Genomic DNA, 25817 nt, shown 5'->3' with positions numbered 1-25817 from the left:
GGAACATTCGCGCAACATGGCCGTCATATCTTGACGGGACCCAAGGAATCCACGAGAGTCCATATGTGGCGAGATGGTGCGCCGCCGGGAGCTCGACGCGCCGTCACGGCAGTCATGGATGCCGACGTCAGGGCGCGACGGGCCGCGCCTGTTAACGATAACAGCAGGGTCTCCGCTGCGGGCCGATCGGAACACCGGTCCGGGCCGGGTGGCGGTCGACCGTGTCCCCGGCACCGGGACCACGGCGACGGCCACCAGTGCCACCCTCCCCCTCCGCACCCGGCTCTGATCCGCACCCCTGGGAGAGAACATGTCTGAAGTGACCAGAAGGAACGTCCTCAAGGCCGGAGCGGTGGGGGCCGGCGCCGCGCTGGTCCCGGTCGCCTGGACCGCCACCGCCCGCGCCGGCTCGGCCGCACCACCGCAGGTGCTGGCCGCGAACGACCTCGCCCTGTGGTACGACGAAGGCGCCGGCACGGACTGGCTGCGCGCACTGCCGATCGGCAACGGCCGGCTCGGGGCGATGGTGTTCGGCAACGTCGACACCGAACGGCTCCAGCTCAACGAGGACACCGTCTGGGCCGGCGGCCCGTACGACTCGGCCAACACCCGGGGCGCGGCCAACCTGGCCGAGATCCGGCGACGGGTCTTCGCCGACCAGTGGACCTCGGCGCAGGACCTGATCAACCAGACGATGATGGGCAACCCGGGTGGTCAGCTCGCGTACCAGACGGTGGGCAACCTGCGGTTGGCCTTCGGGTCGGCCAGCGGGGCCAGCCAGTACGTCCGCACCCTCGACCTCACCACCGCCACGGTCACCACGAGCTACGTGCTCAATGGCGTACGGCACCAGCGGGAGGTCTTCGCCAGCGCACCCGACCAGGTGATCGTGGTGCGGTTGACCGCGGACCGGGCCAACGCGATCACGTTCTCCGCCACCTTCGACAGCCCGCAGCGCACCACCGTGTCGAGCCCGGACTCCGCCACCATCGGGCTGGACGGCATCTCCGGCAGCCAGGAGGGGGTCACCGGCTCGGTGCGGTTCCTGGCCCTGGCCAACGCCGCCGCGACCGGGGGCACGGTCAGCAGTTCCGGCGGCACCCTGCGGGTCTCCGGGGCCACCAGCGTCACCATCCTGATCTCGATCGGCTCCAGCTACGTCAACTACCGCACCGTCAACGGCGACTACCAGGGCATCGCCCGCACCCGGCTCAACGCCGCCAAGGGCGTGGCGGTCGAGCAGTTGCGCAGCCGGCACCTGGCCGACTACCAGGCGCTGTTCAACCGGGTGAACATCAACCTGGGTCGTACGGCCGCAGCCGACCAGACCACCGACGTGCGGATCGCCCAGCACGCGAGCAGCAACGACCCCCAGTTCGCCGCGCTGCTGTTCCAGTTCGGGCGGTACCTGCTCATCTCGTCCTCGCGGCCGGGCACCCAGCCGGCGAACCTCCAGGGCATCTGGAACGACTCGCTGACACCGTCGTGGGACTCGAAGTACACCATCAACGCCAACCTGCCGATGAACTACTGGCCGGCCGACACCACCAACCTGTCCGAGTGTTTCCTGCCGGTGTTCGACATGGTCAAGGACCTGACGGTGACCGGGGCCCGGGTCGCCCAGGCGCAGTACGGCGCGGGTGGCTGGGTCACCCACCACAACACCGACGCCTGGCGGGGCGCGTCGGTGGTGGACGGTGCGCTGTGGGGCATGTGGCAGACCGGTGGCGCCTGGCTGGGCACGATGATCTGGGACCACTACCTGTTCACCGGCGACCTGGGTTTCCTCCAGACCAACTACCCGGCGCTCAAGGGCGCCGCCCAGTTCTTCCTCGACACGCTCGTCGCCCACCCCTCACTGGGCTACCTGGTGACGAACCCGTCGAACTCCCCGGAGCTGCCGCACCACTCCAACGCCAGCGTCTGCGCCGGGCCGACGATGGACAACCAGATCCTGCGGGACCTGTTCGACGCCGCGGCCCGCGCCAGCGAGATCCTGAATGTGGACACCACGTTCCGGTCGCAGGTGCGTACCGCCAAGGACCGGCTCCCCCCGACCCGGGTCGGCTCCCGGGGCAACGTGCAGGAGTGGCTGGCCGACTGGGTGGAGACCGAGCGGAACCACCGGCACGTCTCCCACCTGTACGGCCTGCACCCCAGCAACCAGATCACCAGGCGGGGCACCCCGGCGCTGTACGAGGCCGCCCGCAAGACCCTGGAGCTGCGGGGCGACGACGGGACCGGCTGGTCCCTCGCCTGGAAGATCAATTTCTGGGCCCGGTTGGAGGACGGTGCCCGCGCCCACAAGCTGTTCAAGGACCTGGTCCGCACCGACCGGCTCGCGCCGAACATGTTCGACCTGCACCCGCCGTTCCAGATCGACGGCAACTTCGGCGCCACCTCCGGCATCGCCGAGATGCTGCTGCACAGCCACACCGGCGAGCTGAACGTGTTGCCCGCGCTGCCCAGCGCGTGGCCCACCGGGCAGGTCGCGGGTCTGCGCGGGCGCGGCGGCTACACCGTCGGCGTGGCGTGGAGCAGCGGGCAGCCCGACGAGATCGGCATCCGCGCCGACCGCGACGGCACGCTGCGGGTGCGGTCGCGACTGTTCACCGGCAGCTTCACCCTCACCGACGTCACCGACGGCAGCGCGCCGGCCACCACCCGCCCGGAGACCGACGTCGTCCAGTTCACCGTCCGTGCCGGGCACACCTACCGGGCGGCCCGGCCGGGTGTCACGCCGACCCCGACGCCGACCGCCACGCCCACCGCCACCCCCACGCCGACGCCGACGACCCCGGCGCCGACCACCCCGGTCCCGACGACGCCGGTGCCGACCACCAGTTCGCCCGCGCCCTCGGGGGCCCGGGCGACGTACGCGGTGACGGGTTCGTGGTCGGGTGGCTTCCAGGCGGAGGTCACGGTGACCGCCGGCGCGACCGCGATCCGGGGTTGGACGGTGTCCTGGACGTTCCCCAACGGGCAGACCATCAGCCAGATCTGGGGCGGCTCGCACACCCAGAGCGGCGCGAACGTGTCCGTGAAGAACGTCGACTACAACGGGACGCTGGCCGCCGGCGCGTCCACCACGTTCGGTTTCATCGGCGCGGTGAACGGCACCAACAACGCGCCGACCAACCTCACCTGCACCACGAGCTGACCGGCACCCCCGATCCCCGAGTGAAACGGACGGAAGACCATGAGAAGACCATCGACCCGCAGCCGTCGGCTGCTGACCGCCGTGGCGGCGGGCCTGCTGCTGGTGGCGGGCCCGGCGGTGGCGCTGCGGACCTCCCCGGCGCTGGCGTTGGACAACGGTGTGGCGCGGACGCCGCCGATGGGCTGGAACAGCTGGAACACCTTCGGCTGCAACATCAACGAAACCCTGATCCGGCAGATGACCGACGCGATGGTCAGCACCGGCATGAAAGACGCCGGCTACCAGTACGTCGTCGTCGACGACTGCTGGATGAACCCCAACCGCGACTCCGCCGGCAACCTCCAGGGCGACCCCACCCGCTTCCCCTCCGGCATGAAAGCCCTCGGCGACTACATCCACGCCCGCGGCCTCAAATTCGGCATCTACCAAGCCCCCCTCGACAAAACCTGCGCCCAGTACTTCAACTCCTACCCCGGCGCCACCGGCAGCCAAGGCCGCGAAGCACAAGACGCCCGCCAATTCGCCAACTGGGGCGTCGACTACCTCAAATACGACTGGTGCTCACCCACCGGCACCATCGACGACCAGGCCCGCGCCTTCGCCAAAATGCGCGACGGCCTCGCCGCCACCGGCCGACCCATCGTCCTGAGCATCAACAGCAACAGCATCCACTCCAAAACCGGACCCCAACGCGACTGGGGCGACGTATCCAACATGTGGCGCACCACCGAAGACATCACCAACACCTGGAACAGCGGCCAAACCAACGGCTACCCCATGGGCATCCAAAACATCATCGACGTCACCGTCCCCCTCGCCGCCCGCGCCAAACCCGGCGCCTTCAACGACATGGACATGATGGAAGTCGGCCGCGGCGGCATGACCGACACCGAAATGCGCTCCCACTTCGCCCTCTGGGCCATCCTCGCCTCACCCCTCATCGCCGGCAACGACCTCCGAAACATGAACACGGCGACCCAGACGATCCTCAAGAACACCAACCTCATCGCCATCAGTCAGGACCCCCTCGCCCTCCAAGCCACCCAAATCTCCTTCGACGGCACCCGCCGAATCCTCGCCAAACGACTCGCCAACGGCGACACCGCCGTCGCCCTGTTCAACCAAGGCACCTCCACCACCACCATCACCACCACCGCCGCCGCCATCGGGCTGTCGGGCAACTCGTTCACCCTGCGCGACGCGTGGACCAACACCACGAGCACCACCACCGGCACCATCTCCGCCAGCGTCCCGGGGCACGGCACCGTCGTCTACCGGGTCAGCGGCGCGACCAGCACCCCCACCCCGACCGTCACTCCCACCACCCCGGCCCCGACCACGCCGGCTCCGACCACCCCGCCCCCTGCGAACATCTCCTGCCAGGTCAGCTACGCGATCACCAGCCAGTGGCCGGACGGTTTCCAGGCCGAGGTGACGATCCGCAACACCGGCACCACGGCGGTCAACGGCTGGAGCCTGCGCTGGTCGTTCGCCAACGGTCAGCAGCTCAACCAGTCGTGGGGCGTCACCTACACCCAGAGCGGGGCGCAGGTCACCGCCAGCAGCGCCGGCTGGAACGGTCTGCTCAGCCCCGGCGGCAGCGTGGGCTTCGGGTTCCTCTCCAGCTGGTCCGGCAGCAACGCCAAGCCGACCGCGTTCACCCTCAACGGCCAGACCTGCACCGTGGCCTGACCAGACCCACGGAAACGACAGGACCCCCGGTCATGACATCGCCCCGGCATCGGGACACGACATGACCGGGGGTCCCCCGGTACGGCAGCGCGGGTCAGTTGCCCAGCGTGGCCAGCACGGCGGTGGCCATGCCCTGCTCGCCCCGCGCGTTGGGGTGGAAGGGCGCCGCCGCGTTCTCCGGCACCAGGCCCTCCACCCACCGGGTGCCGCTGCTCTTGCAGGTGTCCCGCCCGATCGACGGGGTGTAGACGTCGGCGTAGACGGCGTCGTTCGCCACGGCGGCACCGGCCAGCATGGCGTTGAGCGATTTGGCGACACCCCGCAGGTACGGCACGTCCTGGTAGGCGATCGGCACCAGCGGCCAGCAGCCGTACCCGGAGTCCGGCACGATCGCCGGGTAGCCGAGGACCACGATCCGGGCCCCGGGCGCGGCCCGGCGGACCGCCTGGAGCACGGCGGCCACCTTCGGGGCGGTGGCGGCGATCCGGGCCTGCAACTGGTCGGTGCCGCCGGCCGTGTAGAGGCTCTTGCAGGGCGAGCCGAGCGGGCTGCTGAAGCTCGCCTGCGCGCAGTCGCTGATGATGCTGGAGAAGCCGATGTCGTTGCCGCCGATCTGCACCGTCACCAGGGTGGTGTCCGCGGTGACCGCGTCGAGCTGCGGGGGCAGTGGCCGGCCCAACGAACCGTTGCCGCCGTAGCGGATGTCGTCGGTGGTGGCCCCGGAGCAGCTCACGTCGACCAACGGCGACGAGCCGGCGGACGCGGCGACCAGGGACGGGTAGTTGCGGTTGGAACGCAGGCAGTTCAGGTCGACCTGGGTGGGGATCAGCGGACCGGACGTGTACGAGTCGCCGAGGGCGACGTAGCGTCCGGTGGGGACGGCGGCGCTGGCGGGCGCGGCGGCGGCCAGCACACCGGCGGTGGCGGCGGCGAGCGCGAGCATCCGGGCGGCGGTCCGCAGCAGCGGCCGGGGGGAACGGGGCATGACGCCTCCCAGGGCGGATCACGGGGGTGGTGCCGCGATCCTGCGCCTTTCAACACTGGACGTCAATATAGACGGCTCTCATTAAATTGCCCTCGGGCACACGCCCGGGGCCCGGCGACAGTCGTCGCCCCAGCCCTGCGGAAGGATCATCCATGGGACCCAAGCGTTCCCGGCTCAGACTGGCGGTGTCGCTGTGCGCCGCCACCACCGTCGTCGCCACCGCCGCACTCGCCGGCACCGTCCCCGCCCGGGCGGCGGCCGGATGCCGGGTCACCTACACGGTGACGAGCCAGTGGCCGGGCGGATTCGGCGCCAACGTCGACGTCACCAACCTCGGCGACCCGCTCACCGGCTGGCGGCTCACCTGGACCTTCACCGCCGGGCAGGTGATCAGCCAGTGGTGGAACGGCACGGCGACCCAGTCGGCCGGCCGGGTCACCGTCGGCAACGTGGACTGGAACGGCAACCTCGGCACCGGGGCGAGCGCCCAGTTCGGCTTCGGCGCGTCCTGGAACAACTCGGCGAACCCGGTGCCCGTCGACTTCGCCCTCAACGGGGTGCCCTGCACCGGCCGTACCACCGGGCCCACCGCACCACCGACCACCACGCCGCCGCCGACCACCGCACCGCCGACCACCCCGCCCCCGACCACGCCGCCGCCCACCACCGCACCGCCCACCACCCCACCCCCGACCACGCCGCCGCCGGGGACCGGGGCGCTGGACCAGACGACGACGGTGGGACGGGTCAGGGCGGTCGGCGGCAGCGCCCAGTACACCTGGCCCGGCATCTACTTCGAGGGTCGGTTCCGGGGCACCGGGGTGGGGATCGTCCTCGACGACTCGCAGAACGACTACCTCGTGCAGGTCGACGGCGCGACCGTCGCCACCCTGGTCACGCCGGGCCGGACCACCTACTGGGTCCGCGACCTGGCCGACCGCGAGCACACCGTACGACTGGTCAAGCGCACCGAGAGCCCGTGGGCCGTCGGCGAGTTCGGCGGCCTCGTCCCCGCCGCCGGTGGGGAGATCCTGGCCCGGCCCGCCCCCCGCAGCCGGCAGATCGAGTTCATCGGCGACTCGTGGACCGCCGGCTACGGCAACATGTCGACCACCCGCGACTGTTCCGGCAACGGCGGGGTCACCCGCAACTCCAACGCCGACGTCACCTTCGGCGCCCTCACCGCGCAGAGCCTGAACGCCGACTACCAGCTCACCGCCTGGTCGGGGCTCGGCATGGTGCGCAACTACAACGGTGGCGGCACCGACAACTTCCGCACCTACTACGAGACGGATCTCCAGGCCCTGTGGAACAGCACGGTGTGGCAGAAACCGGCCACCTGGAAGCCGCAACTGGTGGTGGTCGGGCTGGGCATCAACGACTTCTCCACCGCCCTCAACCCCGGCGAACGGTGGGCCACCGTCGACCAGCTCGCGGCCGACTTCCGCAGCGCCTACCTGGCCTTCCTCGACAAGCTGCGCAGCCGGTACGGGCCCGACACGTTCATCGTGCTCACCTACCCCGACCTGTCCCCCACCACCGCGCTGGCCAGCTCCGTGCAGCAGGTCGTGCAGACCCGCGCCAGCCGGGGCGACACCCGGATCCGGTCGCTCTACTACGACGACAACGCGTTGGGACTCGACAAGCTGGGCTGCGACTGGCACCCCTCCCGGCGCGACGACCAGCTCATCGCCGGCGCGCTCACCCGGTTCGTCAACACCCTGCCGCTGACCTGGTGAACCGCTGACGCCGGACCGGCACGTCACGGATCCCCTCGGTGGGCACCGCCGACCGCCCGTTTGTTGACATCATACGTCATACGGATTACGTTCGTAATCATCGATGAATGTGATCGTCTGCCCCGATCCGGTGGCCCGCCACCGGATCGGCCGGGATCACCGCCGGGTCACCGCCGCCGTCCGCTCGGGCGGGCCGGCCACCGCCCCCACCACCACCCTGATGTCGAAGGAGTTCCCCTGATGTCGAGACACCGACTCGTGGCCGGCGTCGTCGCGGCAGCGGCGACACTCGCCCTCGCGCTGGGCGGCGCCGCGATCACCACCGGGACCGGGCCCGTCGCCTGGGCCAACGAGGCCGGCCCGCTCGCGGCGACCGCCGGATGCGGCAAGGCACCGACGCTCACCAGCGGCACCCGCACCATCTCCAGCGGCGGCCAGAACCGCACCTTCATCCTGCGGATCCCCGACAACTACGACCGCAACCACCCCTACAAGCTGATCTTCGGCTTCCACTGGAACGGCGGCACCGCCAACGACGTCGACTCGGGCGGCACCAGCGGCTACCCCTGGTCGTACTACGGCATCCGTGCCCTGGCCAACAACAGCGCGATCTTCGTCGCCCCGCAGGGCATCGGCAACGGCTGGGCCAACACCGGCGACCGGGACCTGACCTTCGTCGACGACATGATGCGCCAGATCGAGTCGAACCTGTGCGTCGAGACCACCCAGCGCTTCGCCATGGGGTTCAGCTACGGCGGCGGGATGAGCTACGCCATCGCCTGCGCCCGCGCCTCGGCCTTCCGCGCCGTCGCGGTCTACTCCGGCGGGCAGCTCAGCGGCTGCAACGGCGGCACCCAGCCGATCGCGTACATCGGCATCCACGGCCTGCGGGACAACGTGCTCCCCATCTCGACCGGGCGGTCGCTGCGCGACCGGTTCGTGCGTAACAACGGCTGCACCCCGCAGAACCCCCCGGAGCCGGCCCAGGGCAGCCTGACCCACACCGTCACCTACTACTCGGGCTGCCGGGCGGGCTACCCGGTCGCCTGGGCCCCGTTCGACGGCGGGCACGCCCCCAACGCCGTGGACGGCACCGCCGACGTGTACGCCCCCGGCGAGAAGTCCTGGACCCGGCCCGTGGTGTGGAACTTCTTCACCCAGTTCGACGGCACCACACCCCCCACGACGCCGCCGGTCACCACCCCGCCGGCGACCCCCACCACGCCCCCGGCGACCCCGACCACGCCCCCGCCCGGCGGTGGCGGCTGCACCGCGACCGTGTCGGTCAACCAGTGGAACGGCGGCTTCACCGCCTCCCTGCGGGTGACCGCCGGGTCCGCCGGCACCACCGGCTGGACGGTCAGCACCACCCTGCCCGGCGGCGCGAGCGTCACCAACACCTGGAACGCCACCGCCAGCGGCAGCACCGGGACGGTCCGCTTCACCAACGTCAACTACAACGGCCAGCTCGCCCCCGGCCAGGTCACCGAGTTCGGCTTCCAGGGCACCGGCAGCGGATCCGGGCTCACCCCCACCTGCACCGCCCGCTGACGACCGGCCGGCCACGGCCGGCTGGGTAAGACCGGCCGGGCAGGGTCGGACAGGTCACCGCCGGGTAGGTCACGGCCCGCCGGGGCGGCGGGGGACCCGGCGGCCGGTGGGCGGGAGCGCATCCCGTCCACCGGCCGCGGCCCACCGTCCCCGCCACGACCGGGGTCGGCCGACGCGCCGGTCGCTGTCACCCGATCCGCGAAATTCGTGGCGGCCGATCGGCGATCCCCCGGCCCGACCCGACTCCGGCTGCCATGATGGCGGACGTGGGAGCTGCGAAAACGAACACGCCTGCTGTCTCGCCGTTGACCGGTGAGCCGTTCAAACGTGCCGATGCGGAACGGCTCGCGGGAGTGCTGAAGGCATTCGCCGACCCGGCCCGCCTACGACTGCTCAGTCTCATCCAGTCCGCCCCGCAGGGCGAGGCGTCCGTCACCGACCTCACCGCCCCGCTCGGGCTCTCCCAGCCGACGGTGAGCCACCACCTGCGGATCCTCACCGAGGCCGGGCTGATCGAACGCGAGAAGCGGGGGGTCTGGGCGTACTACCGCACGGTGCCGTCCACCATCGCCGCGATCGCCGACCTGCTGACCCCGCCGCGCAAACGGGCCACGAAGAAGACCCGGTGACCCGTCACCACCCGCTGAACGCCACCAGGAAGGCCACCCCCAGCCCGCCGAGCACCACCAGGTAGCCGACGCCGATGAACAGGGCCCGCCGGTGCCGCAACGGCATCGGCAGGAAGCCGACGAGGGCGAGCAGCACCCCGAGCAGGGCACCCCCGGTGGGGGCGCCCAGCACCACGAGCTGACCGGCCGGGCCGCAGATCAGCAGGCCCTCGGTGCCCTCGGTGCCGCAGCCGTCCGCCGCCATCGGCAGGAACATCCCGACCAGCGCCACCGCCAGGGCGAGCGCGACCAGGAACAGCACCGCCACCACCGCGCCGACGGTGGCCGCCACCCCGCTGCGACGCGAGCCCACCGGCACCGCCACCCCGCCCTGCGGACCACCCGTGACCACCATGCCCAGCCTCCCGCCCGGTACCCGTGACCGCCGGCGACCACGGTGGACGGCGGCACGCCGTACCGCGTTCGGGTCGAGGTGTACTCCCCGGCCACCGGTCCGGCGCGAGAGCGAGCGTAGGCGACGGAACCCCGCCGGGAGGAGGACCGTCCGGCCGGTCCATCGACCCCGACCGGCACCGGATCCCGTCGTCCTCCCGGGTGCGCCATGTTCATCATATGGGCCGGTCAAGCCGTCCGGATCGTCCCGGATGACGATTTTCGGCACCCCGTACCGGGCCTAGTCTCGACCGGTCCGGGCTGCGGGGCCCGGCGGAGAGAACGGGGGGCCCGTGTCCGAGACGACCCGGCAGATCGCCATCGAACAGCAGGTGGTCGACCAGGTGTACGCCCGCCTGGAGGTCATGCGCGCGCAGGCCCGGCAGCTCGGCGAGGAGGGGCGTCGGCGGGCCGGCGGCGGACCGGCCACCGGGCTGGTCGAGCGGGACGCCATGGTGCTGGGTGCCGCCACCCGGATGTCCGACCTCGACGGCCAGGAGGAGGGGATCGTCTTCGGCCGGCTCGACTACGACAACGACGAGACGTACCGCATCGGTCGGTTGGGGGTCCGCGACGCCGACCGGGAGCCGCTGGTGGTGGACTGGCGGGCCCCCGCCGCCGCACCGTTCTACCGGGCCACCCCCGGCGAACCGCTCGGGGTGACCCGTCGCCGCGTCATCACCTGTGCCGGACGTACCGTGGTCGGCCTCGACGACGAGGTGTTGTCGGCCACGCCCGTCGACGGGGTGGTCGGCGAGGGTGCCCTGCTCGCCTCGCTGACCCGGGAACGCGGCGCGCACATGCGCGACATCGTCTCGACCATCCAACGCGAGCAGGACGAGGCGATCCGCGCGCCGACCCACGGCGTCACCCTGATCACCGGCGGTCCGGGCACCGGCAAGACGCAGGTGGCCCTGCACCGGGCGGCCTACCTGCTCTACCGCGACCGGGGCCGGTACGCCGACGGCCGGGTGCTGGTGGTCGGTCCGTCCGCCGTGTTCACCGAGTACATCGGGCGGGTGCTGCCCGGCCTCGGCGAGGACAGCGTCCACCTGCGCGCCGTCGGCGAACTGTTCGACGGTGTCGTGGCGACCCGGCGGGACACCGCCGAGGTGGCCCGCGCCAAGGGTGACCTGCGAATGGTGCGGGTGCTGACCGACCTGGCCTGGGACACCCCGCCGAACGTGCCGAACCGGCTGTGGGGTCTCGACGCCGACGACCTGGCCCGGGCCCGCCGGGAGGTCCGCCGCCGGTGCGAGGCCGCCGGGATCACCCCCAACGCCGCCCGGCCGCAGGCCGCCACGGTGCTCGCGGAACTGCTGCCCGGTCGGGAGGTCCCCGACGCCTTCCTGACCGCCTGGTGGCCGACGCTGACCCCGCAGGACGTCCTGCCCGCCCAGCGGGGCGAGTGGTCGGTGGACGACGTCCCGCTGCTCGACGAACTGGCCGAGATCCTGGGCCGAGCGCCACAGGTCACCGAGGTCCAGCCCGAGTGGCAGCGCCGGGAACTGCGCAGCGGCATCCGGTTGGCGGAGACCTTCGTGCTGAGCCCGAGCCTCGCCGACGGGTGGCAGCTCTTCGCTCCCGGCCTGGCCACCCCCATGGCGCAGTCCGGTCAGTCGCTCGACAGCGGCCACTGGGGTGCCCAGCGCTGGGCGGCCGCGATCATCCTCCGGGAGGGTCACCGGGTGGTGGGCTGGGTCGACGGCGTCGACCCGTACGGCGAGGAGGGTTACGTTCCGGTGCTGGCCGAGCCGCTGCCGGTGGCCGAGGCCGAGGAGCCCGTCGCGGACGCCTACCAGCACGTCATCCTCGACGAGGCGCAGGACCTGTCGCCGATGGAGTGCCGGATGATCGCCCGCCGGGCCGAGTACGCCTCGATGACCGTCGTGGGTGACCTCGGTCAGGCCACCCACCCGCTGGCCGCCGACTCGTGGCCGGAGCTGCTGCGACGGCTCGGCAAGCGGACCGCCCGGACGCTGGACCTGCCCACCGGTTACCGGGTGCCCGGGGTCATCGCCGACTTCGCGGCCCGTGCCCTGCCGCCCGGCATCGCGCCGACCCGGTCGTTCCGGCCCGGCGGCAGCCTGGAGATCCGCCGGGTCGACGACCTCGCCGCGGCGGTGGCCGGGGAGACCGGGACCGTCATCGCCCCCGACCACCTGGCCGAAGCCCTGGGCGCGGTCCCGGTCAGCCAGGTCAAGGGCCTGGAGTACGACCGGGTGGTGCTGGTCGAACCCGCCGACATCGTCGCCGCCGAACCCCGGGGCATGAACCGGCTCTACGTCGCGCTGACCCGGGCCGTCGGGGAGTTGGTGATCCTGCACAGCAAGCCGCTGCCGGAGCAGCTCACCCGCGACTGAGCGACCGGGGTCCAGCCGGCCCCGCGGGGCGGGACGCCGGGGTTCAGCCCGCCCCGCGGGGCGGGACGCCGGGGTTCAGCCCGCCCCGCGGGGCGGGACGCCGAGCGCGGCGCACGCCTGCTCGTACATCCGGACCACCTCGCGGCGGATCTCGGCCCGCTCGGTGAGCCGGTGGGCGAACGGCAGCCGTACCGGCACCTCGATGTCGTCGAGGGTGACGGCGAAGTCCATCCCGTCGGCGTCCAGCCCGGTCACCCGGGCCCGGGTGGCGTCCGGGCAGCCGCCGAGGGTCCGGCAGATCAGCAGCGAGTCGGCGGCGTGGTCGTCGTTCATGTGCCGGCTGACCGCCGCCACCGTGTCCGCGTCGAACGGTTGCCCGGTCACGCCACCGCCTCCGTGATCTCCGGGCCGTCCGGCACGTGCCGGGCCAGGGCGGCGAACACCGCCATGTTGTGCCGGTACGCCACCAGCACCTCGTCGAGCAGCGCCGCCTCGTCGGCCGGGCTCAGCCGCAGTGCGTCCAACCGCGCCCGGTACGCCTCCTTGTACGCCTTCGGCCGGGTGATCCGGTCGAATGCGTAGAAGGACACCCCGGACCCGTCGGTCAGCCCGTACCGCCGGGCCACCGCCCGCCCGATGTACAGCCCGCCGGAGAGGTCACCCAGGTAGCGGGTGTAGTGGTGGGCGATGAACCGCACCGGGGAGGTGCCGGCCACGGCCCGGATCCGGTCGGCGTAGGCCACCGTGGCCGGGTGCGGCACGGTGCGCAGCGCCCAGTCCGGCCCCGCCAGCCCGGTGAGGTCCGCCTCCAGCGCGGGCAGCCGGGTCAACGCGTCGTCGACGAAACCCCCGGCGACCGGGTCGGACCGCATCGCCTCGGCGGCCGACTCCAACGCCTGGTAGAGAGCGTGGTGCTGGACCACCAGGTCGAGGTACCCGGCGAGGTCCAGCTCACCGGCGACCAGGGCGGCGACGTAGCGCTGCCCCTCGGCGGCGGCGTGGGCACCCTGGGTGGCGGCCCGCAACCGGGCCGAGAACGGCAGGGGTGGGGTGTCGTCCATCTATTCCTCCGTGACGCAGGTGTTCCGGGCCGGGCCCCGACGGCGGGGCACGACCAGCGGCAGGCGGGTGTCGGGGTGCGGCACGACCTCGATGTCGTGCCGGTAGACCTCACTGAGCAGGGGCGCGGTCAGCACCGCGTCGGGGGGGCCGGCGGCCCGGACCCTCCCTTCGGCGAGCAGGGTGACCCGGTCGGCGTACGCGCCGGCCAGGGCGAGGTCGTGCAGCACCACCACGACGGCGTCCCCGGCCTCGGCCCGCTCCCGGGCGATCCGCATGACCAGCTCCTGGTGGTGCAGGTCGAGGGCGGCGGTCGGTTCGTCGAGCAGCAGCACCCCGGCCCGCTGGGCCAGCACCCGGGCCAGCGCGGCGCGGGCCTGCTCGCCGCCGGACAGCGACGGGAAGGGCCGGGCGGCGAACCGGATCACGTCACAGCAGCGCATGGTCTCGGCGACCACCGCGTCGTCGTGGGCCTCCTCGGGGCGGCCGGCCCAGGGCGCCCGGCCCATCCGGACCACCTCGGCCACGGCGAACGGGAAGCTCAGGGCGCTACGCTGGGTCAGCACCGCCCGACGCATCGCCAGCTCCACCGCCGACCACTGCGCCAGCGGCCGGCCGTCGACCTCGACGGTGCCGGCGGCGAGCGGCAGGTCACCGCTGAGGGCGGCCAGCAGGGTGGACTTGCCGGCACCGTTCGGGCCGACCAGGGCGTGCAGTTCACCGGCGCGGATGGCGAGGTCGACCCGGTCGAGCACCGGTCGGCCGGCCCGCTCGACGCGTATCCCGGTGGCCCGGACCCGGGTGGAGCCGGGCGTCGAGGGGGTCGGCAGCCGGGGCGTCGACCGGCGGCCGAGCAGCCGCAGCGGCCCCCGACGCCGGCGTTGCCGTACGCTCACCACGCCCTCCCACCGCGCGTGCCCGCCGGCTGCCCGCTCACGCCCAGCCTCCCGCGCGATCGCGGGTGCGGCGCAGCAGCCAGAAGAAGGCGGGTCCACCCACGACGGCGGAGAGCACCCCCAACGGTAGTTCCTGATAGTCCACGAGGGTACGGGCGGCGAGGTCGGCGGCGACGACCACGATCGCGCCGCCGAGCGCGCTGGCCGGCAGCAGCAGCCGGTGCCCGGGACCGGCGACCATCCGCACCAGGTGGGGCACGACCAGGCCGACGAAGCTGATGATGCCGGTAAAGGCGACCGCCGCCGCGCCGAGCAGCGCGGTGACCACGATCATCCGGACCCGCAGCCGTTCCACGTCGACCCCGAGGTGCCGGGCGGACCTCTCGCCCAGGGCCAGCAGGTCCAGCCGCCGGGCGTCGGCGAGGGTGGCGAGCAGCCCCACCGCGAGGCACGGCGCGGCCAGCGATACCGCCGACCAGTTCGCCTGGGCCAGGCTGCCGAGGTTCCAGAAGGCGATGGCCTGTACGCCCGACTCGTCGGCGACGAACATCAGCAGCCCGATGGCGGCCCCGGCGACGGCGTTGACCGCGACGCCGGTGAGGACCAGGGTGACCACCTCGGTCCGGCCGCCGGAGCGGGCCAGCAGGTAGACCAGCCAGGTGGTGGCGAGGCCACCGGCGAACGCGGCGGCGGGCACCGTCCAGCCGCCGAGGACGGTGACGCCGGTGACGATGGCCAGCGCCGCGCCGACCGCCGCGCCGGCCGAGACGCCGATGACGCCCGGTTCGGCCAGCGGGTTGCCGAACACCCCCTGCATGACCGCACCCGCGCAGCCGAGCGCCGCGCCGACCACGGCGGCCAGCGCGACCCGGGGGAAGCGGACCAGCCACAGTGCGCTCTCGCCGTGCACGGCGGCGGGCCGGGGGCCGAGGTCCAGGCCGACGCGGTGCAGCACCGAGCCGAGCACCTCCGCCGGAGCGACGGCGACCTGCCCCCGGCCGGCGGCGACCAGCGCGACCAGCAGCAGGCCGGCGGTGAGCCCGGTGAGCAGGACCGGTCCGCGTCGGACCCGACGGCGGGGGCGGCCGGTTCCGGTGTCGCCGCCGGCCGGGCGGGTGCCGGTGACGGTCATCGCGGGCCCCGGCAGTGCAGCGCGTCGGCCAGCGCCCGGACCACCTGCCCGGAGCGGGTGCCGAAGGTGAGCAGGACGCCGTCGTCCATGTCGACGACCCGGCGGGCGGCCCCGGCCGGGGTCTGTCCCACCCCGGGGAGCCGGAGCAGGCCGTCGACGCCGCCGACGGACTCCAGTCCTCCGCTCATCACCAGGATCACGTCGGGAGCGGCGTTGATCAGGCCCTCGCTGGTGAGCGGGCGGAACTTCGCCAGGCCGATGGCGCTGCCGGCGTCCACTCCCCCGGCGGCCTCGATCATCGCGTCGCTGCCGGCGCCCCGCCCGCCGATCAGGTAGACCCCGGCGGTGCCGCGCAGGTAGAGGAAGGCGACCCGGGGGGCGGCGTCGGTGGGCGTACCGGCGCGGGCAGCGGCGATGTCGGCCTCGATCCGGGTGACCAGACGGTCGCCGGCCGCACCGACGCCGAGCGCCGCCGCGACGGCCCGCACGTGCCCGGGGACGGCGTCGAGGGTCTGTTCGGCGGCGACCAGGACCACCGGGATGCCGGCGGCGCGCAGCTGCCGCAGCGTCTCGGGCGGACCGATGCTGTCGTCGGCGAGGATCACCGTGGGGGCCAGCGCGAGCACCGCCTCGGCGGACAGGTCGTGCCCGGCCGGGGTGACCACCGGCAGGTGGGCTGCGGCGGGAAAGGTGGTGGAGGTGTCCCGGCCGACCACGTTGCCGCCGAGGCCGAGGCTGAACACGATCTCGGCGATCGACCCGTAGAGGTTGACCGGCAGGATGCGGGTGGCGTCGGCGACGGTGGTGACGACGCCGTCGGTGGAGGTGACGGTGGCCGGCAGGGCCGGGGCCGGCGGCGGGGTCAGCGGGGTGACGTCGGTGTCGCCCATGGTGGCGGTGACCGGGCCGCAGGAGGCCGGTGTGCCGGGCCGGGCCTCGGCGGCCGGGTCGGTGCAGCCGAGAAGCGTCCCGGCGAGCAGCACCAGGACCAGCGGCAGCGCGCGCCGGCTCACGACGCGCTCCGGCGTCGACGACGCCGGCGCAGGCCGGCGAGCAGGGCCGTCCCGACCAGGGGTACGACCAGCGCGACGAGCCACCAGCGGCCGGTGTCGGAGGCGGCGCTGACCCGGGTCACCTGCGCCTGCCCGCCGTCGTCGGCCGGGCCCGGCGGGCCGCCGGAACCGGCGGTGACTGCCGGTGCCGCACTACCGCCCGTGGGGGTGCCGGCCGCGCCGGTCGGGGCCGCCGCCGGTGGGGTGGTCCGGGCGGTGCCGCCGGCACCGGTGGTCGCCGGGGCGGCGACGGCCTGGGTACGGGTCGGCGTGGCCACCGCGGCGGCGGTGAAGGTGACCGGCACCCGGACGTCCTGGGAGCGGTCGGCGGTGCGGGTGTGGTCGGCGCGGGAGGCGACCACACACCGGCGGACGGTGCAGTCGACCGTGCCGATGCGGGAGTTCACGGTGAGCGTCACCCGGAACGAGCCGCCCGGACCGTACGGGACGGCCAGTCCCTCCCCGTAGGAGGGTGGGTCGGACGAGATCCAGTGCGACGCGCCGGTGCTGCCGGTGGTGTCGGCCCCACCGCCGCACGGGCTGGGGGCGACGCCGACGCCGTTGTCCACGCAGAAGGCGACGTAGATGCCCTTGGTGACGTCGTATCCACTGCCGGTGACGGTGACGGTCGCCCCGGTGCGGGGCACGCCGCTGGTGGGGGTGGCGGTGAGGGTCTGTCCGGCGGGGCCCCGCCCGGTGCCGGCGTGGGCCGGCGGCGACCCCACACCGATACTGAAAGTAATCACAGTGGCGGTCAGGATGGCGCGAGGCAGTGCCCGCATCAGGCTCCTCCCATGACGGATCGGGCCGGCTTCCCCACCGACCGTAGCTAAGGTTTGCCTAACCTAAGCAACTGATCCGCTGTTCACAAGAGGTTCTTCGGCCCAAGATCTTCGGCCGCTCGCCGGGTGCCGCCGTAGTTAGGTTTGCCTAACCTAAACCACTGTCCGTATTGGGCACCACAGAGGGAGCAGCATGGTCAGATCCAGCACCAATGCCGGTCGGTGGCGGTCGTCGCGCTGGGCGGCGGTCGCCCTGCTCGGCGCGGCAACCGTCCTCGTCGGGGTCAGCCCCGCCCAGGCCGCCGGGACGGAGATCAGCTCCGGCAGCCTGACCTGGGGCTTCAAGGCGTCGTTCCGCGCCTATGTGAACACCGGCAACGGCAACCCGCCGATCGCCGCCAGCGACGGCGCCACCATCAACAGCGACGGCACCTTCACCTTCCCGGCGAAGGGCGGCACGTACGACGCCGGCACCGGCGGCATCGACGCCGAGTACGGCGGGAAGGTCGTCTTCTCGTACCCGGCACACTTCTTCACCATCGCGCTGGCCAACCCGACGGTCGTCGTGACCGGTGGCACGGCCGCCGTCAGGGCGGACGTGGACCTCACCACCACGGCGGCCGAGCCGGTCTCGGTCCGCCAGGCCACCATCGCCACCATCACCGTCGGCGACGGCAACCCCGGTGGCAGCGGCGGCACGGTGACCGCGACCGACCTGGCGGCGACGCTGACCGCCGAGGGCGCCTCGGCGTTCAACGGCTTCTACACCGCCGGCACCGCACTCGACCCGCTGTCGTTCACCCTCTCCACCGGTGGCGGCGGCGAACCGGCCGGACCGGCCGTCGGCGTCACCCCCGCCACCGGGCTCGACCCGGCCGGGGCGACCGTCACGGTCACCGGCAGCGGCTTCGACCCGGAGGCCAACGGGGCGGCGGGGATCTACGTCTCCTTCGGCCCGAAGGTCGACGAGCACTGGACCAACGCCGGTGTCCTCCAGGTCACCAAGTGGGTCAACAAGACGAACGAGCCGACCGAGGCCCGCGACCGGCTCAACGCCGACGGCACGTTCCGCACCACCCTGCCGATCAGCGCGGTCTACACCGACCGCACCGGGACAACTGTCGACTGCACGAAGGTCCAGTGTTATGTGATCACCTTCGCCGCCCGGGGCGCGGCCGACCGGAGCCAGGACACCTTCACCCCGGTGACGTTCAGCCGCACCCCGGCCGGTGACGGCGACGCCAGCCAGCAGATCACCACCACCGTCACCGGTGGCGCGCTGACCCTCGGCGTGACCGGTTCCTCGGTCGCCCTGCCGGCGGTCAGCAACGGGCAGGTCACCACCGGGGCGCTCAACACCGCCACGGTGGCCGACCTGCGCGGCACCAACGCCGGTTGGAGCCTCGTCGGGCAGGTCGCCGACTTCGCCTCGGCCACCGGCGGCACCATCGCCGCGGACAACCTCGGCTGGACACCGAACGCCGCCGTCGGCACCGACGGCCTCGCCGGCACCCCCGGCGTGGTCACCCCGGGCGCGCCCGCCGCGCCCGGCGCCGGTCTCGGCACCGCCCGGGCGCTGTGCACCTCGGCGACCGGCGCCAGCAACGGCACCTTCACCTGTGGAGCCGAACTCCGGCTCGGGGTTCCGGCGTCCGCCCCGGCGGGCGACTACAGCGCGGTGCTCACCCTCACCCTCTCCTGATTCGGCACCACCCCGGTGGGACGGGCTCGCCACCCGCCCCACCGGGCCCGATCACGTTCCCGGAGCCCGGCATGTCCCTGCGTACCACCCTGTCCCGGGCGAGCGCCGTGCTCGCCGCCGCGCTGCTCGTGGCCACGGCCCCGCCCGCACCGGCCCCCGCCGCGCCCACCCCCTCGCCCTCCCCGACGGCCGCCGCCGGCCAGACCGGCGCGGCGCGCTGGGCCGTCCAGCCGTCCAGCGCCAAGGGCCCGACCGGGCGCAACTACTTCATCTACGACCTGGCCCCGGGCAGCACCCTGACCGACCACGTCGGCATCACCAACCTCGGCGACCGCCCGGTCACCTTCGACGTGTACGGCACCGACGCCTACACCTCCACCGACGGCGCGTTCGCCCTGCTGCCGGCGGACCGGCGGGCCACCGACGTGGGCTCCTGGATCAGGGTCGAACGGCGCGAATGGACGATTCCGGCGGGTAGGCGGGTCGACATCCCGTTCCGGCTCACCGTGCCGGCCAACGCCACCCCGGGCGACCACACCGGCGGGGTGATCGGTGCCGTCGCCCGGGTCCGGACCACCGCCGACGGGCAGCGCGTCCTGGTCGACCAGCGGCTCGCCGCCCGGGTCTACCTGCGGGTCACCGGCCCGGTCCGGCCCGCCGTCACCGTCGAGACGGTCGACGTCTCCTACGACAACCCGGTCAACCCCTTCGGCGGCGGCGACCTGGTGGTCCGCTACCGGCTGCGCAACGACGGCAACGTGCGGGTCGGCGGCAGCGGCACGGTGACCGTACGCGCGCCGTTCGGCCGGGAACAGGCCCGCACCTCCCCCACCGACCTGCCGGAACTGCTGCCCGGGGCCACGTTCACGGTCACCGAGCGGATCACCGGCGTACCTCCGCTGCTGCGGCTGACCGCCGAGGTCGACATCGCGGCGACCAGCACGGACACCGCGCTGCCGCCGGTGGTCCGGACCGCCGGCGTGTGGGCCCCGCCGTGGCTGCTGCTGGCCCTGCTCGCCGGGGCGGCCGGCTGGGCCGGGCTGCGGTGGTGGCGACGGCGGGTCGCTGCCGGGCCGGCTGCGGCTGCCACCGCCGGGCCGGCCCCGACTGGCGTCGACCCGCGTCCCGACGCCCCGCCCGCCCGATGACCGGGCCGCTGCGTGCCGTCGCCCTGCTGGCGGTGGCCACCGCGCTGGCTCCGGCCCCGGGGGCAGGCGTCGCGGCCGGCACACCGGCGGGCGGTGGTCCCGGCGTCACCGTGCCGGCCGGGGCGCTGCGGGTCGGCCAGCGGGTGCTGGTCGGCCTCGACGGCTGGCCGGCCGGCACCGTGCAGGCCGAGGTGTGCGGCAACGCCGCCCGGCGCGGCGTGCTCGACTGCGCGACCGGGGCCGCCACCCACGGCCAGGTGCCGCCGTCCGGCCGGGCCACCCTGCCGGTGCTGGTGGCCGCCCCGCCGGTGGCCTGCCCCTGCGTGCTGCGGGTCCGCACGCCGACCGGCACCGCCACTGCCAGCGCCGACCTGACACTGGCCGGGGTGACCGCTCCGGCCGTCGCGCCGGCCGCCCCGCCCGGGCTGACCCTGGTGGCGGTGCGGGCCGTCGACCGGTCCGGGCCGCGCGGCTGGTTCGGCCTGCCCGGCGAACTCGCGGTCCGGATCACCCTGCACAACCCCGGCGCGCAGGAGGTCACCGACCCGCCGGTGCAGCTCACCGTCGGGCCACCCGGACAGGCCCGGACCATCGTGGCCGCCCCGGCGGTGGGCACCATCGCCGCCGGGCAGACCCGGGAGTACCACGTGCCGGTGTCCACCGGCGCGGCACCCTTCGGCCGGTACGAGGTGGACGGTCGGATCGCGGTGCCGGGTCGGCCGCTCGCGTTCACCGTGGCGGCCACCCGGCGGCCCTGGGGACTGCCGGTCACCGCCGCCGTCCTCACGGTCGCGCTGCTGCTCGCCCGGCCGGCACGACGCCGGGCGCCCGCAACTGCTCCCGGGTGACCCGTCGACAATTAGGTGTTTGCGCAAGCCATTGTTTGCATTACCGTGGAGCCATGTCCCCCGCACCCGTGGCACCCGGTCCGGATCTCGACGCGGCCTTCGCCGCGCTCGGCGACCCGGTCCGGCGCGCCCTGGTGGCCCGCCTCGCCCGTGGGGACGCCACGGTGGGACAGCTCGCCGCGCCGTTCGACCTGACCCCGCAGGCGATCTCGCACCACGTCGGGGTACTGCGCCGGTGCGGCCTGGTCGAGCAGCGACGCGAGGGCACCCGACGCCCCTGCCGCCTCCGGACGGATCAGCTCTCGCTGCTCGGCACCTGGATCGACGAGCAGCGGCGCACCTGGAACGACCGGCTCGACGCCCTGGAGCAACACCTCACCGACGACGGGGCGGCCCGGTGACCGACGCGCACCTGCGTGGCGACGAACTGATCGCCCGACGCCAGCTCGCCACGCCGCCCGAGCGGGTCTGGGCCGCGTTCACCTCGCCGGCCGGCATCACCGCCTTCTGGGGCGGCTCGCACGCCACCGTGCCGGCCGGGTCGGTGACAGTGGACGTGCGCCCCGGCGGAGAGTTCGCGCTCGACACGCGCGCACCGGACGGCCGCACCCACCGGCTCCGGTTCGTCTACGTGCGCGTCACCGCACCGCACGAACTCGTCTTCGACGAACCGGTCACCGGCCTGCGCACGACCGTCACCCTGCGTCCCACCGCCGACGGTACGGACCTCACCGTCCACCAGCGACGGCTTCCTCCCGGGCTACGCACCGCCCAGGCGGTCGACGGGCTCGCCGCGATCCTCGACGCCCTCGCCGCGCACCTGCGCCAGCCCGACCCGACGCCCGCACCCGACCACGTGACGACGGAGCAACCATGACGCCGCAGACCCAACGCGACCTCGTCGCGGAATACTTCGCCGGGTTCCGGACGGGCGACCACCCGCGCATCCTCGCGACCCTCACCGACGACGTCGAGTGGGTCATCCACGGGCACCGGACCACCCACGGCCGGGCTGAGTTCGACGGGGAGATCGAGAACCCGGCGTTCACCGGCAGCCCGGCGCTCGACGTCCACCGCGTACACGAGGACGGCCCGGTCGTCGTCGTCACGGGCGAGGGCCGGGGAGTCAGCGTCGGGCACGGGCCGTTCCGCTTCGCCTTCAACGACCTGTTCACCTTCCGCGACGGGCTGATCGCCCGGGTCGACTCCTACGTCGTCCCGCTGCCCTGAGGCGACGCCGCGACACTCCGCACCGGGACGGCGACGGATCCCGCGCAGGAGTACGGACGTCGCGGGGCCGACGCGACGCGCGCCGGCCCCGCCGTGGTCGACCTGCTCAGTTACTGAAGAACGTGCACTGGAACGCCATGTCGTCCACCCGTACGGGGCCGCTGCCACCCAGCAGGGAGACCCGGACGAACACCTCGCTCGGACCGTTGGCGTAGCTGGCCACGTCGTGCCGCCGCCAGACCGTGTCGGTGATCCGGACGGTGCGCAGCGCGAGGTAGGTCCAGCTCGCCGGATCGATCACCTCGACGTTGAGCACCGCCGGCCCGCTGACCGCCTGGACGAAGAACCCGCCGCCGCAGGTGGTGGAGTGCCCGGCGGTACGCGGCCGTACGGTGAGCAGCTTGCCCACCCCGGACCAGCCGCCGGCCGACGTCGTGAGGATGGCGTTGTTCGCACCGGAGCGGGCCTTCCCCGCGCCCAGCTCGAAGGCTCCGCTCCCGGCTCCGGAGCGGTGGAATTCCCACACCGCCGCCGGGTTGCTCTCGAACCCGTCGGTGTGCTGCCAGAGGTCCGCCTGGGCGGGGCCGACGGCCACGGTGAGGGCCACCGCCGTCGCCGTGACGGCCGCGGCGGTGAGGCGTACGGCCCGGGTGAGTGCGGTTCTCATCGCTGTCTCCTCTGCTCGTCGCCGCACGTCACGGCGCACCGTAGATGACGACCTGGTACGTGTTGATCGCCTCGCCCACCGGCTGGTGCCAGGTTCGCGGCGAGGAGTTGCACTGACTGCCGTTACGGTTGGCGTGCGAGTTCAGCCCGTACCCGGTGTTGCCGGCGAAGAGCGGCCCGCCACTGTCACCGCCGAGGGTGCAGATGTTGGTCTCGATCATCTGACGTACGGTGCCGCCCGCGCCGTTGACCGTCACGTTGGTCTTGAGCACGGAGCCGCACCGGAACCCGGTGGTCTGGCCCGAGTTGCAGACCGACAGCCCGCTCACGGCCGTCGCCCAGCCGTGGATGCTGCGGCTGGTGTTGTTCCACAGGTTGATGGTGCCGGTGGCCCAGACCGACGGACCGTTCATCCAGATGAGACCGAAGTCGTTCTCCGGATAGTCGCTCTCCAGCGAGGGCCCGACGTCCTGCCCGTTGGGCAGCGTCCAGTGCGGGTAGCCCTGGGTGCAGTGGCCGGCGGTGATGATGTAGTTGAAGGTGTAGTCGGTGGCGGTGAAGCCGGCCGAGCAGCCACCCAACGAATCCCCGCTGGAGATCCCGACGTTCGGCTGGATCTGGCCGGTGCCGGTCTCGAACCGGACCGCCGTGCCGAACCGGCGCGCCGCCGAGCGCTGCACGGCGTTCTTCGCTCCCGATGCCGGCAGGCTCACCACCACCTGGTTGGTCGCCGGGTCCACCCCCCAGGTCGTGCCCTGTTCACTCGCCGCGGCCTCCAGCGTCCGCTGGATGGTCCGCAGTTGCCGCTCGCCCCGGGCGACGAGGCGCGCCTTCGCGCCGGCGGCGGTCACCTTCGCGGCGGCAGCGGCGTCGGTGACGGTGACGACGAGGGTCCCGTCGGACAGGTAGGCGCCGCCCGAGCTGGCGCCCAGCTCGGCGGTCAACCGGTTGGCGAGCCGTACGTGGGCGTCCTCGGCACGCAGCAGCTTCTCGGCGGCGTCGCGGCTGATGCCCCGCTGTGCGGCGATCGCCCCGGCCATGTCCGCCGCCCCGGTCGCCCGGCCCGGCCCGGCGATGGCGGCGGTGGACGCCGGGGCTGCCCGGCCATCGGCGCGGGCCGGATCCGCCGCGCCCCCGGGACCCGACGGCCGGTCGACCGGCCCGGCCGCCGCGGCGGCCGGTACGAAGGCCACCGACGACACTGCCACGAGTGCCACGGCGAGCAGGGACCTGCGGCCCGGTCTTCTCCTGTCCGGCCGGCTGACGACACGTTCTGACATTCACCACTCCCATCACGAGAGGACCCGTCGGCCGGACCAGGGGCCGACCGGACGGCAATCCTCGCAACGGGGAGTGGGGACGCAAGTGGGATGCTGGACGCGGCTGGACACGCCCGGACACCTGACACCGGACATGCCGGGCTGGAAAGGGAGGCGGGGTGGCCCCCTGACCGGGCCACCCCGCGTTCGCACCCCTCACCGGCGGGCGGTTACGACAGTCCGCCGGCCGGTCCTGACCGGGGCGCGGGTCAGAAACGCGCCCAGTCGTCGGCGGCGGGACGCCACACGTCGATGTTGCGCGGGTCGACCGCCATCCGGCGGGCCCGGTGGGTCTCGTGCTCCTGCGGGGTGAACACCCGGTGCCTGTCGCACAGCTCGTAGCGCGGCCCGTGCCGGGTGTCGTGCATGTAGAAGGCGATCGACGTGGACGCCGAGTGGTTGACCAGGTCGGAGGCGATCGGGACCTGCTTGTACTGGGCCCGTGCCCGGCCGCGCATCACGTGGTCGAAGCTCTTCATCATGAAGCACAGGTGCGCGACGTAGAACTCGTTGTTGCGCTGGATCGCCAGGCTGTGGTGGTAGCGGTCCTCGCTGCGCAGGAAGACCGTGACGTCGCCGACGTGGTCGGACTCCAGGAAGCCGAGCACCTTGGTGTAGAAGGCCAGCGTCTCGTCGTACTTGTCGGTGGCGAGGAACGGGTGCACCAGGTCCAGCGGGCGCAGCTCGATCAGCGGCGGCTCGGCGTACTCCTGGAACCCGGTGAACAGCTCGACGATCAGCCCGTTGGGGTCGCGGACGGCGAAGCCCCGCTGGACCAGGCCCTTGACCCGGTCGGCCAGCTCGAACACCTCGTGCCCGGCGGCGGTGACCCGCTCCCGCAGGTCGTCCAGGACGGCGTCGTTCTCGACGCTGAACCCGACCGCGGTGGTCCACGACTCGGTACGCTGCGGCGCGGCGACCAGTTCGATGCTGTGGTGTTCGAGGTCGGCGCGCAGGAACGCGTACTCGTCGTCGTGCTGTTCCAGTTGCAGCCCGACGTGGTACTGGAGGAACTCGATGGAGGCGGCCAGGTCGGGCACCTCGATCCGGGCGTACTCCATGCCGTAGGGCCCACGGCGGCGGGCGGTGGCCTCGGTGGTCATCTGTGACCCCTCTCGATGGGCTGGGCGTCCCCGGCGGTGGGGATACTGACGATGGCCTGACGCTCGATGACCGGCCGCCAGCGTTCCCGGACGAACCGCTCGTGCGAGTCGCTGTGCAGGTAGTCGAGCAGGTCCTGCTCGGTGGGGAACTCCACGACGAAGCCGTGGGTCATGCTGGTGTCGCGGGTGCTGACGTTGACCCCGCTGCGCCAGTTGCGCATGGCGGGATAGCGGCTCGGGAAGGTCTCCAGCTCGGCCAGGACGGACTCGGCCGCGCCGGGCGGCAGGTCGTCGCGGAACCGGAAGACCAGCATGTGGGTGATCATGGC

The 25817-nt window shown here is 73.2% G+C and carries 25 protein-coding genes; 13 read left to right on the top strand and 12 right to left on the bottom strand.

Going from position 1 to position 25817, the window contains the following annotated elements; translation table 11 throughout:
* Positions 1-310: 310 nt before the first annotated feature.
* Both ACN260_RS10795 and ACN260_RS10790 read left to right on the top strand, forming a co-directional pair.
* Entirely contained in the window at positions 311-3160 is a 2850-nt protein-coding gene (locus ACN260_RS10795; protein WP_422755823.1) for a glycosyl hydrolase family 95 catalytic domain-containing protein, read from the top strand.
* 39 nt (positions 3161-3199) lie between these two features.
* Positions 3200-4852: a cellulose binding domain-containing protein gene (locus ACN260_RS10790; RefSeq protein WP_422755822.1), complete on the top strand. Its 1653-nt coding sequence runs from the start codon at positions 3200-3202 to the stop codon at positions 4850-4852.
* A gap of 94 nt (positions 4853-4946) precedes the next feature.
* On the opposite strand, the gene ACN260_RS10785 is transcribed toward ACN260_RS10790, so the two are convergent.
* A complete protein-coding gene (locus ACN260_RS10785; RefSeq protein ID WP_422755821.1) occupies positions 4947-5837 on the bottom strand; it encodes an SGNH/GDSL hydrolase family protein in 891 nt (296 codons plus the stop codon).
* A gap of 152 nt (positions 5838-5989) precedes the next feature.
* On the opposite strand from ACN260_RS10785, the gene ACN260_RS10780 reads away from it, so the two are divergent.
* From ACN260_RS10780 to ACN260_RS10765, 4 genes are all read left to right on the top strand, one after another.
* Complete coding sequence (locus ACN260_RS10780; RefSeq protein WP_422755820.1) at positions 5990-7576, top strand: cellulose binding domain-containing protein; 1587 nt, start codon at positions 5990-5992, stop codon at positions 7574-7576.
* A 103-nt stretch (positions 7577-7679) separates the two neighbouring features.
* The gene (locus ACN260_RS10775) at positions 7680-7817 is read left to right on the top strand and encodes a hypothetical protein (RefSeq protein ID WP_422755819.1); all 138 of its coding nucleotides are present in this window, start codon (positions 7680-7682) and stop codon (positions 7815-7817) included.
* Positions 7817-9127: a cellulose binding domain-containing protein gene (locus tag ACN260_RS10770; RefSeq protein ID WP_422755818.1), complete on the top strand. Its 1311-nt coding sequence runs from the start codon at positions 7817-7819 to the stop codon at positions 9125-9127. Before ACN260_RS10775 ends, ACN260_RS10770 begins: the two co-directional genes overlap by 1 nt.
* Before the next feature lie 257 nt (positions 9128-9384).
* Positions 9385-9756 (top strand): ArsR/SmtB family transcription factor, encoded by a 372-nt coding sequence (locus ACN260_RS10765; protein WP_422755817.1) that lies wholly within the window; start codon positions 9385-9387, stop codon positions 9754-9756.
* Between the two features lie 4 nt (positions 9757-9760).
* On the opposite strand, the gene ACN260_RS10760 is transcribed toward ACN260_RS10765, so the two are convergent.
* Positions 9761-10150, bottom strand: coding sequence for a hypothetical protein (locus tag ACN260_RS10760; protein WP_422755816.1), 390 nt, complete (start codon positions 10148-10150; stop codon positions 9761-9763).
* A 331-nt stretch (positions 10151-10481) separates the two neighbouring features.
* Between ACN260_RS10760 and ACN260_RS10755 the strand changes: the two genes are divergently transcribed.
* Positions 10482-12551 (top strand): HelD family protein, encoded by a 2070-nt coding sequence (locus tag ACN260_RS10755; protein ID WP_422755815.1) that lies wholly within the window; start codon positions 10482-10484, stop codon positions 12549-12551.
* A gap of 75 nt (positions 12552-12626) precedes the next feature.
* Here ACN260_RS10755 and ACN260_RS10750 read toward each other — a convergent pair whose 3' ends face one another.
* From ACN260_RS10750 to ACN260_RS10725, 6 genes are read right to left on the bottom strand one after another with little or no spacing between them, the layout of a single operon-like run.
* Positions 12627-12935: a DUF2470 domain-containing protein gene (locus ACN260_RS10750; protein ID WP_422755814.1), complete on the bottom strand. Its 309-nt coding sequence runs from the start codon at positions 12933-12935 to the stop codon at positions 12627-12629.
* The gene (locus ACN260_RS10745; RefSeq protein ID WP_422755813.1) at positions 12932-13612 is read right to left on the bottom strand and encodes a heme oxygenase (biliverdin-producing); all 681 of its coding nucleotides are present in this window, start codon (positions 13610-13612) and stop codon (positions 12932-12934) included. The genes ACN260_RS10750 and ACN260_RS10745 overlap by 4 nt, the downstream gene beginning before the upstream one ends.
* Positions 13613-14506 carry a heme ABC transporter ATP-binding protein gene (locus ACN260_RS10740; RefSeq protein ID WP_422755812.1) on the bottom strand — a complete coding sequence of 298 codons (894 nt, stop codon included), beginning with the start codon at positions 14504-14506 and terminating at the stop codon, positions 13613-13615. It lies immediately after the preceding gene.
* Positions 14507-14543: 37 nt separating this feature from the next.
* Positions 14544-15638, bottom strand: a complete 1095-nt coding sequence (locus ACN260_RS10735) for a FecCD family ABC transporter permease (RefSeq protein ID WP_422755811.1) — start codon at positions 15636-15638, stop codon at positions 14544-14546.
* Complete coding sequence (locus ACN260_RS10730; RefSeq protein WP_422755810.1) at positions 15635-16651, bottom strand: heme/hemin ABC transporter substrate-binding protein; 1017 nt, start codon at positions 16649-16651, stop codon at positions 15635-15637. The genes ACN260_RS10735 and ACN260_RS10730 overlap by 4 nt, the downstream gene beginning before the upstream one ends.
* Positions 16648-17415: a hypothetical protein gene (locus tag ACN260_RS10725; protein ID WP_422755809.1), complete on the bottom strand. Its 768-nt coding sequence runs from the start codon at positions 17413-17415 to the stop codon at positions 16648-16650. The genes ACN260_RS10730 and ACN260_RS10725 overlap by 4 nt, the downstream gene beginning before the upstream one ends.
* A gap of 250 nt (positions 17416-17665) precedes the next feature.
* On the opposite strand from ACN260_RS10725, the gene ACN260_RS10720 reads away from it, so the two are divergent.
* The 6 genes from ACN260_RS10720 (at position 17666) to ACN260_RS10695 (ending at position 22400) form a co-directional block, all read left to right on the top strand.
* Entirely contained in the window at positions 17666-19174 is a 1509-nt protein-coding gene (locus ACN260_RS10720) for an HtaA domain-containing protein (protein ID WP_422755808.1), read from the top strand.
* 71 nt (positions 19175-19245) lie between these two features.
* Positions 19246-20322, top strand: a complete 1077-nt coding sequence (locus ACN260_RS10715; protein ID WP_422755807.1) for a WxL protein peptidoglycan domain-containing protein — start codon at positions 19246-19248, stop codon at positions 20320-20322.
* Complete coding sequence (locus ACN260_RS10710; protein ID WP_422755806.1) at positions 20319-21170, top strand: hypothetical protein; 852 nt, start codon at positions 20319-20321, stop codon at positions 21168-21170. Before ACN260_RS10715 ends, ACN260_RS10710 begins: the two co-directional genes overlap by 4 nt.
* Before the next feature lie 53 nt (positions 21171-21223).
* Positions 21224-21571, top strand: a complete 348-nt coding sequence (locus ACN260_RS10705; RefSeq protein WP_422755805.1) for an ArsR/SmtB family transcription factor — start codon at positions 21224-21226, stop codon at positions 21569-21571.
* Entirely contained in the window at positions 21568-22047 is a 480-nt protein-coding gene (locus ACN260_RS10700; protein WP_422755804.1) for an SRPBCC family protein, read from the top strand. Before ACN260_RS10705 ends, ACN260_RS10700 begins: the two co-directional genes overlap by 4 nt.
* On the top strand, positions 22044-22400 hold the full coding sequence (locus ACN260_RS10695) for a nuclear transport factor 2 family protein (RefSeq protein ID WP_422755803.1): 357 nt from the start codon (positions 22044-22046) through the stop codon (positions 22398-22400). The genes ACN260_RS10700 and ACN260_RS10695 overlap by 4 nt, the downstream gene beginning before the upstream one ends.
* 106 nt (positions 22401-22506) lie before the next feature.
* On the opposite strand, the gene ACN260_RS10690 is transcribed toward ACN260_RS10695, so the two are convergent.
* From ACN260_RS10690 to ACN260_RS10675, 4 genes are all read right to left on the bottom strand, one after another.
* The gene (locus tag ACN260_RS10690; protein ID WP_422755802.1) at positions 22507-23067 is read right to left on the bottom strand and encodes a hypothetical protein; all 561 of its coding nucleotides are present in this window, start codon (positions 23065-23067) and stop codon (positions 22507-22509) included.
* A gap of 28 nt (positions 23068-23095) precedes the next feature.
* Positions 23096-24283, bottom strand: a complete 1188-nt coding sequence (locus tag ACN260_RS10685) for a S1 family peptidase (RefSeq protein WP_422755801.1) — start codon at positions 24281-24283, stop codon at positions 23096-23098.
* A gap of 311 nt (positions 24284-24594) precedes the next feature.
* A complete protein-coding gene (locus ACN260_RS10680; RefSeq protein ID WP_422755800.1) occupies positions 24595-25488 on the bottom strand; it encodes a VOC family protein in 894 nt (297 codons plus the stop codon).
* The gene (locus ACN260_RS10675; protein WP_168222470.1) at positions 25485-25802 is read right to left on the bottom strand and encodes a Dabb family protein; all 318 of its coding nucleotides are present in this window, start codon (positions 25800-25802) and stop codon (positions 25485-25487) included. The genes ACN260_RS10680 and ACN260_RS10675 overlap by 4 nt, the downstream gene beginning before the upstream one ends.
* Positions 25803-25817: the final 15 nt, after the last annotated feature.

It is taken from the genome of Micromonospora sp. WMMD708, assembly GCF_049315245.1.
Taxonomy (GTDB): domain Bacteria; phylum Actinomycetota; class Actinomycetes; order Mycobacteriales; family Micromonosporaceae; genus Micromonospora; species Micromonospora wenchangensis.
The sequence above is the reverse complement of the archived record's forward strand: the minus strand, read 5'-3'. Positions and strand labels throughout refer to the sequence as shown.

Coding starts and splice junctions, on each gene's coding strand:
- ACN260_RS10780 (WP_422755820.1), top strand. CDS start 5,990: ATGGGACCCAAGCGTTCCCGGCTCAGACTGGCGGTGTCGCTGTGCGCC.
- ACN260_RS10680 (WP_422755800.1), bottom strand. CDS start 25,488: ATGACCACCGAGGCCACCGCCCGCCGCCGTGGGCCCTACGGCATGGAG.
- ACN260_RS10715 (WP_422755807.1), top strand. CDS start 19,246: ATGTCCCTGCGTACCACCCTGTCCCGGGCGAGCGCCGTGCTCGCCGCC.
- ACN260_RS10785 (WP_422755821.1), bottom strand. CDS start 5,837: ATGCCCCGTTCCCCCCGGCCGCTGCTGCGGACCGCCGCCCGGATGCTC.
- ACN260_RS10710 (WP_422755806.1), top strand. CDS start 20,319: ATGACCGGGCCGCTGCGTGCCGTCGCCCTGCTGGCGGTGGCCACCGCG.
- ACN260_RS10795 (WP_422755823.1), top strand. CDS start 311: ATGTCTGAAGTGACCAGAAGGAACGTCCTCAAGGCCGGAGCGGTGGGG.
- ACN260_RS10760 (WP_422755816.1), bottom strand. CDS start 10,150: ATGGTGGTCACGGGTGGTCCGCAGGGCGGGGTGGCGGTGCCGGTGGGC.
- ACN260_RS10770 (WP_422755818.1), top strand. CDS start 7,817: ATGTCGAGACACCGACTCGTGGCCGGCGTCGTCGCGGCAGCGGCGACA.
- ACN260_RS10675 (WP_168222470.1), bottom strand. CDS start 25,802: ATGCTGGTCTTCCGGTTCCGCGACGACCTGCCGCCCGGCGCGGCCGAG.
- ACN260_RS10720 (WP_422755808.1), top strand. CDS start 17,666: ATGGTCAGATCCAGCACCAATGCCGGTCGGTGGCGGTCGTCGCGCTGG.
- ACN260_RS10695 (WP_422755803.1), top strand. CDS start 22,044: ATGACGCCGCAGACCCAACGCGACCTCGTCGCGGAATACTTCGCCGGG.
- ACN260_RS10690 (WP_422755802.1), bottom strand. CDS start 23,067: ATGAGAACCGCACTCACCCGGGCCGTACGCCTCACCGCCGCGGCCGTC.
- ACN260_RS10765 (WP_422755817.1), top strand. CDS start 9,385: ATGGCGGACGTGGGAGCTGCGAAAACGAACACGCCTGCTGTCTCGCCG.
- ACN260_RS10775 (WP_422755819.1), top strand. CDS start 7,680: ATGAATGTGATCGTCTGCCCCGATCCGGTGGCCCGCCACCGGATCGGC.
- ACN260_RS10705 (WP_422755805.1), top strand. CDS start 21,224: ATGTCCCCCGCACCCGTGGCACCCGGTCCGGATCTCGACGCGGCCTTC.
- ACN260_RS10790 (WP_422755822.1), top strand. CDS start 3,200: ATGAGAAGACCATCGACCCGCAGCCGTCGGCTGCTGACCGCCGTGGCG.
- ACN260_RS10745 (WP_422755813.1), bottom strand. CDS start 13,612: ATGGACGACACCCCACCCCTGCCGTTCTCGGCCCGGTTGCGGGCCGCC.
- ACN260_RS10735 (WP_422755811.1), bottom strand. CDS start 15,638: ATGACCGTCACCGGCACCCGCCCGGCCGGCGGCGACACCGGAACCGGC.